Consider the following 8,596-nt stretch of genomic DNA (forward strand, 5'->3'; position numbering starts at 1 on the left):
GACCTCGTCCCGCACCCGGTCGAGATGGCCGAGCACCGCGCTGACGCCGTCGTCGCCGAGGGGCAGGCGCAGCGGCGTGGTCTCGGCGTCCAGGGCGGCCAGGATCAGGGCGGCGGCCTTGGCCGGGTCGCCGGGCTGGGTGCCGTCGCCGCCGGCGACCGCCCCACGGGTCTCACCCACCTTGCCGTACACGCCGCTGTCCGCACTCACACCGGCCCGCCCGGTCTCGAACAGGCCGGTGCGGAAGGCGCCCGGCTCGACGATCAGCACCTTGATGCCGAAGTCGGCGACCTCGTCCGCGAGTCCCTCGGACATGCCCTCCAGGGCGAACTTCGTCGCGCTGTACGCCGAGAAGCCCGCTAAGGACAACTGCCCAAGGGTCACCGACCTCGCCGACGAGCCAGTGCTACGCCCTCCAGGGCCAGTACGCGATGGACACCTGTGCGATGCCGGCCGACGTCGGCGTGTACTACCTGCTGCCGTCCCGGGAGAGCCGGCGCTTCGGCGACCGCGCGATCACCTGCCTCTTCGGTGACACCGAGGCCGGGATCAAGCTGACCGGCTCGCTGCGCGCCGACCCCACCATCCTCGACACCGACCAGATCGTCTACCTCTCGACGGCGAACGCCCTCGACGCGGCGCTCCACGAGGAGCCCGTGAAGCCCCCCCGAGGCCGACCTCGCCGCCCACCGGGCCTGGGCCGGCCAGGTCCACGACGTGCTCGGCGAGCAGATCGAGGCGCTGCGCGGGCACTCCTGGCCGGCGCACGCCCGAAAGCCCGTCGCCGACCTGGTCGAGGACATGGAGGACGCCCGCGAGGAGTGGCGCAGGGCGAGCACCGTGCGCGACGCGGACACGTACTTCGCGCACTACGACAGGGCGTACGGGTCCGTGGACGGCCCGACGACCGTCACGGCACGCAAGGCCCTCGGTCTGGCGGCGGCCCCACCCGCCTCCGGGGAGGGCGAGAGAGGCGCCTTTCGAAACGCAGGTGTGACGGCGGCCATAGCGGGGAGAAAGTGCCTGCGTAAAGCCCTCAGGGCCTCCTTGTCATCACATCGAGTGATTCTCTGGCCTTTGCTTGCACCGCCCAACCTACGGTTGCCACGCTGTTGCTGTCTGTACAACCTGATGGGAGCGGCCAGTGACATTCGGTGAGCAGCCGGCGTACCTGCGCGTCGCGGGTGATCTCCGCAAGAAGATCGTCGACGGTCAGCTGCCACCGCACACCCGCCTCCCCTCCCAGGCCAGAATCCGCCAGGCATACGGGGTCTCGGACACGGTCGCGCTGGAGGCCCGCAAGGTGCTCATGGCGGAAGGCCTGGTCGAGGGCCGCTCCGGCTCGGGGACGTATGTGCGCGAGCGGCCCGTGCCCCGGCGCATCTCCCGCTCCGGCTACCGCCCGACCGGAGGCGCCACCCCGTTCCGCCAGGAGCAGGCCGACGGCGAGGGCCGCGGCACCTGGGAGTCCAGCAGTGAGCAGTCCGAGGCGAGCGTCGCGGTCGCCGAGCGGCTGGACATCGAGCCGGGCGAGCGGGTCATGTGCACGCGGTACCTCTATCGCGAGGGCGGTGAGGCGATGATGCTCTCCACGTCCTGGGAGCCCCTCACCGTCACGGGGCGTACGCCCGTGATGCTGCCGGAGGAGGGCCCGGTCGGCGGCATGGGCGTCGTGGAGCGCATGCGCGCCATCGACGTGATCGTGGACAACGTCACGGAGGAGGTCGGCGCCCGCCCCGGCCTCGCCGAGGAGCTGCTCGTGCTGGGCGGTGTCCCGGGCCATGTGGTCCTGGTCATCCAGCGCACGTTCTACGCCTCCGGCCGTCCCGTGGAGACGGCCGACGTGGTCGTCCCGGCCGATCGGTACCGGGTCGCCTACCACCTTCCGGTCAAGTAGCGAACGCTCACATCCGCCCCGCGGCGCGCACCCCGCGCGCCCCGCTCACAAGCCCGCCGTGCGGACCGTCGTGGGCCGGGTCGGCGCGTGCCCCGAGGCCGGCCGTCGTTTGCGCAGGTCGGCGGTCGGATCCGCGGCATGCCCCGGACCGGTTGCGCCGAGGTGCGCCGACGGCGCGTTCGTCGGCGTGCGCCCCCTACGTTCTGGCTGGTTGCGTACCTCTTTGTGAAAAGGCGTATTCGCTGCGTGAAGGTTAGGCGTAGGGTCGGGCATATGCGCATTGCGGTTTCCTTAGCGGGTGGGGTAAGGCACAGGCCGCGAGTGGGAAGTGGAGGAGCGCGATGAACGACAGCACGGTCACTCTTCCCTGGCTCGTGATACGAGAGGACGACAACGGCAATCGCTACCGCGTAGGCCGGTACGCGACCCGGGCCGAGGCCCAGAAGATCGCGGACAGTCTCGATGGTCGCGGCCACAAGCAGCTGTACTGGGTCGAGCGGCTCGGTCGGAACGGGTCGGCCGTGGCCCACGACTGACCGCGTGGGCAGGGGTGCGCGGCCGACCACCGTGAAGGGGTGCGCGGCTGACCACCGTGAAGGGCCCCGCAGAGGCCTCGCGCAGGACTCGGAGGCCGGCGGGACTCCCGTAGGCTCCCCGCATGAGTGAGCGGATCGTCGTAGGGGCCGCGCTGGTCGAGGACGGGCGGCTGCTGGCCGCCCGGCGCAGCGCGCCCGTCGAGCTGGCCGGGCGCTGGGAGCTGCCCGGCGGCAAGGTCGAGCCCGGCGAGACGGCCGACGCGGCGCTCGTGCGGGAGCTGCGTGAGGAACTCGGCGTCGACGCCGAGGTGGGCGGGCGCGTTCCGGGGGAGTGGCCCCTCAGGGCGCCGTACGTTCTGCACGTGTGGACCGCCCGGCTGCGCCCCGGCTCCGCCGCCCCCGAACCCCTCCAGGACCACGACGAACTGCGCTGGCTCGGCCCCGACGAGATCTGGGACGTGCCCTGGCTCGACCAGGACGTCCCGGCCGTACGGCAGGCCCTCGCGCACCTGGGAGCCCTGGAAGGCATCCCCTCGCGTGGCCCCGGCAGGCCGGAAGTGCCCGGCGCCTGAAGCCGACTGGGGGCGTGTGGCCTTCATCGCGTCGCCCTCGGGGCGCCCCCTACGCCTTCGTGCCGCAGCACGCCACCCCGTGCGGTACTCCACCCCGAATATCGGGTATGTGCCCATTAATCCCATGAAACCGGACATGGGCGGGGCTCCTGCCTGGGAAGTGATCGGGCGTGATCGACACCGAAGGTGACTGCGCCGAGTGGAGCTTTCCGGCCGACCCGGGTGCCGTGCGCACCGCCCGCCAGGCCGTGCGTCGCCAACTCCGCGACTGGGGCCTCGCCGACCTGGCCGACCTCGCCGCCCTCCTGGTGAGCGAGTTGGTCACCAACGCCCTGCGGCACGCCACGGGCCCCATCGGGGTCCGCCTGGTACGCCCCTCGGGCCTGGGCGGCGTCCTCCTGGTGGAGGTCTCCGACCCGCTGCCGGACCCGCCCCGCGAGCGTGCCGCCCGCCTGGAGGACGAGAGCGGCCGCGGACTGTATCTGGTGGCCTGCGCCTCGCGCCGCTGGGGCACCCGGCCCGGTGCCGCGGGCAAGACGGTGTGGTTCGAACTCGCGGTGCCGGAGTGAAAATCCGGTGTACGTACGTCTTACCGCTGTAGAGCGATTGGTTCAGGCCAGTGGCGGTTGCCGGCCGACGGGGTTCGACGACGTGTCCCCTGGTTAGAAGACTGGAAGTGTTGTCACGGTCCGGACCGAAAACCATCGGGACCGTGCTGTGATCGTGAACACCGTGTTGTGCGGCACCGTAGTGCTGGATACTGCGGGCAGCCGCCCCCGGTGACCGGTGCCGGACGCGGTGAGCTGGAGGGGACGGTTCGCGTGAGCGAGATACCAGCGAAGGCCACGGAGTCCGAGGACCCGTCGGAGGGCGCGAGGGTGAGGGCTGCCGACGGCCTGGCCTCCGCGGTGGGAGGTGCGCTCGCGGCCGACGGGGTGCGGACCGGGGACGCCATGTGGCAGAGCAGTCCCCCCGGATCCATCTACGACTACATCAGGGTCGCCTCCTTCTCCATCGGCCCCGACGGGCTGGTCAACCAGTGGAGCCTGCGTGCCGAGCACCTCTTCGGCATCCCCGCCGACCGGGCTGTCGGCATGGACCCCATCGAGGCGTTCATCGACCCGCGCCACCGCGAGCGCGGCATGCGCAAGATGGCCGAGATCCTCGACGGCCGCGAGTGGACCGGGGTCGTGCCCTTCCGGATGCCGAGGGGCGTCGAGGGGGAGTGCGGCCACGAAGGGCTCGCCGAGGTGTACGTCATGCCGACGCGCACCGAGGAGGGTGAGAAGGCCGCCGTCTGCATCGTGGTCGACGTGCGCACCCTGCGCACCATCGAGACCGATCTTGCCGCTTCGCAGGCCATTTTCAGTCAATCCCCGTTCGGGTTCCTGCTGATCGACCCCGACTTGCGGGTCCGCCGCGCCAACCAGCGGTTCGCGTCCATCTTCGGCGGCACGCCCGACGACCACCGCGGCAAGGGCGTCCACGACTACCTCCAGCGCGGCGAGGCCGAGCGGGTCGCCGCGACCCTGCGCCGCGTGCTGGAGACCGGCAACTCCATCACCGACATGCACGTCACGGGCTTCGTGCCCGGCTCCGACGAGCGCCGCCACTGGTCCGTCAACCTCTACCGGGTGCACAGCGGTTCGGGCCGCCCCATCGGCGTCGCCTGGCTCGGCACCGACATCACCGCCCGCCGCGCGGCCGCCCGCGAGGCCGCCGCCGCCCGGCGCAACCTCGCCCTGCTGAACGAGGCCGGCGCCCGCATCGGCAACTCCCTCGATCTGGAGACCACGGCCCGGCAGCTCCTCGACGTCGTCGTCCCCGGCTTCTGCGACCTGGCCACGGTCGACCTCTACCAGGGCCTGCTGGCCGGCGACGAGACCCCGCCCGGGCTCGCCGACGGCAGCGCCGAACTGCGCCGCGTGGCCTTCGCCAGCGCCGTCTCCGACGCGCCCTTCGCCGGCACCGGCGTGCCCGTCGCGGTCGGCGCCGTCCACCACTACCCGTTCAACTCGCCCTGCGCGGACGCCCTGCGCACGGCCCGCCCCCAGACCGTCCCGGGCGAGGACGGTGGGCTCGTGCAGTCCACTCTCGCCGTGCCGATGGTCGCCCACGACACGGTCGTCGGGCTCGTGCAGTTCGCCCGTACGAAGGGCAGCGAGCCGTTCGGTGACCGGGACCGCGACCTCGCCGTGGAACTGGCCGCGCGGGCCGCCGTCTGCATCGACAACGCACGCCTCTACCGCCGCGAGCACGAACGCGCGTTGATACTGCAACGGTCCCTGCTCCCGCCCGGCGACCCGGAGGCCTCCGGCCTCGACATCGCCTGCCGCTATCTGCCCGGCACCGTCAACACGGGGCGGCCCAGCGAGGTCGGCGGCGACTGGTTCGACGTCATCGAACTGCCCGGGCACCGCACCGCGCTGGTCGTCGGCGACGTCATGGGCCGGGGCCTGCGCGCCGCCGTCGCCATGGGCGAACTCCGCACGGCGGTCCGCACCCTGGCCCAGCTCGACCTGGAACCGGCCGAGGTGCTCTCCCAGCTGGACGAGATCGCCCGCGGCCTCGGCGCCCCGGGGGGCGTCCAGCAGGCGACCAGGGCGGCCCGCCGCCCCCGCGAGGCCGACCTCTCGGAGGTGTACCTCGCCACCTGCGTCTACGCCGTCTACGACTCCGTCACCCGGCGCTGCACCTTCGCCAACGCGGGCCATCTGCCGCCCGTCCTGGTCGAGCCGGGCGAGCCGGCGCTGATGCTCGATGTGCCGCCGGGCATGCCGCTCGGCGTCGGCGGGGAGCCCTTCGAGGAGGTCGAGGTCGAACTGCCCGAGGGCGCCCTGCTCGCGCTCTACACGGACGGCCTGGTCGAGAGCCGCGACCACCCGCTGGACGAAGGTCTCCAGGCCTTCGTCAGCGCGCTCTCCGACCCGACCCAGCCGCTGGAGGACGTCTGCGACCACGTCCTCAACACCCTCGACACCCACCACGGCGAGGACGACATCGCGCTGCTGATGGCACGTGTACAGGGGCTGCCCACCGATTCCGTCGGCGACTGGACCCTGCCGCGCGAGCCGCGCAGCGTGGGCCGGGCCCGCGAGTACGCACGCGCCCAGCTGCTCGCCTGGGACATGGAACCCCTGGTCGACACCACGGAACTCCTGGTCAGCGAACTGGTCACCAACGCCCTGCGCTACGGCGAGGGCGAGATCCGGCTGCGCCTCCTGCTCGACCGCACCCTGGTCTGCGAGGTCTGGGACTCCGGCCTGGTCCAGCCGCGCCGCCGCCGCGCCCGCGACACCGACGAGGGCGGCCGCGGCCTCCAGCTCGTCGGCCTCCTCAGCGCCGCGTGGGGCTCCCGCCGCACCCCCCGGGGCAAGACGGTGTGGTTCGAACTGCCCCTGCCCGGAGGCGACACGATCCTGACGGACCCGGCGGAGGCTCTGCTGAGCCTGTTCTGACAGGGGCCGACGACCACCCGTACGATCGCCCCATGCCCGACATCACGACGCGGCTCCAGGTGGACGCGACACCGACGGCCCCGGCTCTGGTCCTGCGCCCCTGGACCGCCTCGGACGCGCCCGGGCTGGTGGCGCTGGGCCGGGACCAGGCTCTGCGCCGCTGGACGTCCTTCGCCGTCGACGACGAGCCGAGCGCCGTGCGGTGGCTGCGGGAGCAGCGACAGGGATGGGAGCGGGGCCGCTTCGCGTTCGCCGTCGAGGAAGCCCGTCCCTCCGGGACGGGCGGGCTGGTGGCCGGCCACGTGGTCCTCAAGAACGTCGTTCCCGGTGCCGCATCCGCCGAGGTCGGCTACTGGACGGCACAGCGCGCACGGGGCCGGGCGATCGCACCGCGTGCCCTTTGGGCACTGACCGACTGGACTGCCACGACCTTCGCCCGCGACGGCCTGACGCGCCTCGAACTCATCCACCAGACGGACAACACGGCCTCCTGCCGCGTGGCGGAGAAGAGCCGCTACGAACTCACCGCCGTCCTGCCGCCGCAGCCGCCCGCGCACCCCCGGGACGGCCACCTGCATGTACGGCACCTCACCGAAGATCCCGGCTGATCGCAACCGAACGCGCGTGCTGATCGTCATCCCCGGCAACACCGATCGCACCACCGGGGGGAGACGGCATGGAGGACACGGAGGACACGGAAGGCACAGAGGGCACGACCCCCGAGAGGGGACGCCGGCGCTGGGTCAGACGCACGGCCATCGCCCTCCCGCTGCTCCTTCTGCTCCCCCTCCTCTCGGTGCTGACAGCCCTCCGCATCACCTACACGGGCGACCCGGCGGACGGCACGTACACCAGAAACCGCGACGCCCTCTGGCTCGGCCACGCCTGGGTCGACGGGCGCAAGAAGGACGCCGACGTCACCGCCCTGGCCCGCCGCCTGCGGGACACCGGCATCCGTGACCTGTACGTCCACTCGGGCCCGCTGGAACACGACGGCACACTTCCCGAGTCGGTGTATCCAAGGGCCCGTTGGTTCATCGACGCCGTCCACGAGAAGCTCCCCGGAATCCGTGTGCAGGCCTTCCTGGGCGACGTCCTGGCCGACGAGGACTCCGACGGCATGCGCCTGGCGGACCCGGACACCCGCTCCGCCGTCGTCCGCTCCGCCCGCCAGATCCTGGACACCGGCTACGAGGGCGTCCACCTCGACCTGGAGCCCATGCCGTCCGGCGACGGCGACTACCTCACCCTCCTCGACGCCCTGCGCCGCGAGACCCGCTCCCGGGACGCCCGGCTCTCCGTCGCCGCCCACCAGATCGACCCGCTCCCGAATCTGCACACCGTGTTCGGCCTGTTCACCGAACACCCCAAGTGGTGGTCGCAGGAGTTCTTCGGCCAGGTCGCCCGCCGCGTCGACCAGATCGCCGTGATGTCGTACGACACCGCGCAGCCACTGGAGGGCACCTACGGCGGCTACGTCGCCCAGCAGACCTCCCTGGCCCTGGAGGTCACCCCGCCCTCCACCGACCTGCTGATGGGCCTGCCCTTCTACTACGAGAGCAACTTCGACCACTGGGGCCACGCCGAGACCGTCCCCGCGGCGGTCCGGGGCGTCCGCCTGGGCCTGTCCCGCACGGACGCGGACCGGGCCCGCTTCGGCGTCGCGCTCTACATCGATTTCGCCGCCACCGAGGCGGACTGGCGTTCCTACAAGGAAGACTGGGTGCGGTGACCACCACCCGACACCCCCTCACCACCGCCGAACTCGCTCCCCTCGCCCGCGCCGCCCTGGGCCGGGCCCGCGTCCTCACCGGCGTGGAACGCCTGCGCGGCGGCACCAAGAAGGGCGTCTACCGCCTCACCCTCGACGACGACTCCACTGCCGTCGCCTACGTCTGGTCCGCCGACGAGGACTACTGGGACCAGCCGGACCCCGACCCCCGGGACGTCTTCTCGCACGGCACGGGCCTCGGCCTGTTCACGGCGGCCCACGACCGGCTCACCGCCGCCGGTGTCCGCACCCCCCGCCTCCATTACGCCGACTCCACGCACACGCACCTGCCCGCGGACGCGGCCGTCGTCGAGGACCTGACCGGCGGCAGCCTGGAGGACGCCCTGGCCCGCGACCCCGAC

The 8,596-nt window shown here is 72.4% G+C and carries 7 protein-coding genes and 2 pseudogenes; 8 read left to right on the plus strand and 1 reads right to left on the minus strand.

The features are described 5' to 3' along the window. A pseudogene (locus tag ABZ281_RS25480) lies at nucleotides 1–381 on the minus strand (SDR family NAD(P)-dependent oxidoreductase); the annotation flags it as partial. Between the two features lie 763 nt (nucleotides 382–1,144). On the opposite strand from ABZ281_RS25480, the gene ABZ281_RS25485 reads away from it, so the two are divergent. From ABZ281_RS25485 to ABZ281_RS25520, 8 genes and pseudogenes are all read left to right on the plus strand, one after another. After that, the gene (locus ABZ281_RS25485; protein ID WP_356659013.1) at nucleotides 1,145–1,897 is read left to right on the plus strand and encodes a GntR family transcriptional regulator; all 753 of its coding nucleotides are present in this window, start codon (nucleotides 1,145–1,147) and stop codon (nucleotides 1,895–1,897) included. Nucleotides 1,898–2,238: 341 nt separating this feature from the next. Beyond that, the gene (locus ABZ281_RS25490) at nucleotides 2,239–2,433 is read left to right on the plus strand and encodes an SPOR domain-containing protein (protein WP_356659015.1); all 195 of its coding nucleotides are present in this window, start codon (nucleotides 2,239–2,241) and stop codon (nucleotides 2,431–2,433) included. Between the two features lie 122 nt (nucleotides 2,434–2,555). Then, nucleotides 2,556–3,005 (plus strand): (deoxy)nucleoside triphosphate pyrophosphohydrolase, encoded by a 450-nt coding sequence (locus ABZ281_RS25495; RefSeq protein WP_356659017.1) that lies wholly within the window; start codon nucleotides 2,556–2,558, stop codon nucleotides 3,003–3,005. 170 nt (nucleotides 3,006–3,175) lie between these two features. Beyond that, nucleotides 3,176–3,574: an ATP-binding protein gene (locus tag ABZ281_RS25500; RefSeq protein WP_356659019.1), complete on the plus strand. Its 399-nt coding sequence runs from the start codon at nucleotides 3,176–3,178 to the stop codon at nucleotides 3,572–3,574. 252 nt (nucleotides 3,575–3,826) lie between these two features. After that, nucleotides 3,827–6,463 carry a SpoIIE family protein phosphatase gene (locus tag ABZ281_RS25505; protein ID WP_356659021.1) on the plus strand — a complete coding sequence of 879 codons (2,637 nt, stop codon included), beginning with the start codon at nucleotides 3,827–3,829 and terminating at the stop codon, nucleotides 6,461–6,463. A gap of 32 nt (nucleotides 6,464–6,495) precedes the next feature. Continuing rightward, nucleotides 6,496–7,071: a GNAT family N-acetyltransferase gene (locus ABZ281_RS25510; RefSeq protein ID WP_356659023.1), complete on the plus strand. Its 576-nt coding sequence runs from the start codon at nucleotides 6,496–6,498 to the stop codon at nucleotides 7,069–7,071. Nucleotides 7,072–7,139: 68 nt separating this feature from the next. After that, nucleotides 7,140–8,195: a hypothetical protein gene (locus ABZ281_RS25515; RefSeq protein WP_356659025.1), complete on the plus strand. Its 1,056-nt coding sequence runs from the start codon at nucleotides 7,140–7,142 to the stop codon at nucleotides 8,193–8,195. Next, nucleotides 8,192–8,596, plus strand: a pseudogene (locus ABZ281_RS25520) (aminoglycoside phosphotransferase family protein); the annotation flags it as partial. The gene ABZ281_RS25515 and the pseudogene ABZ281_RS25520, both read left to right, overlap by 4 nt.

Source organism: Streptomyces sp. NPDC006265, from assembly GCF_040613555.1.
Taxonomy (GTDB): Bacteria; Actinomycetota; Actinomycetes; order Streptomycetales; family Streptomycetaceae; genus Streptomyces.

Bases quoted from the DNA above. Each gene is read 5' to 3' on its own strand.
- ABZ281_RS25510 (WP_356659023.1), top strand. From the start codon at position 6,496: ATGCCCGACATCACGACGCGGCTCCAGGTGGACGCGACACCGACGGCC.
- ABZ281_RS25490 (WP_356659015.1), top strand. From the start codon at position 2,239: ATGAACGACAGCACGGTCACTCTTCCCTGGCTCGTGATACGAGAGGAC.
- ABZ281_RS25495 (WP_356659017.1), top strand. From the start codon at position 2,556: ATGAGTGAGCGGATCGTCGTAGGGGCCGCGCTGGTCGAGGACGGGCGG.
- ABZ281_RS25515 (WP_356659025.1), top strand. From the start codon at position 7,140: ATGGAGGACACGGAGGACACGGAAGGCACAGAGGGCACGACCCCCGAG.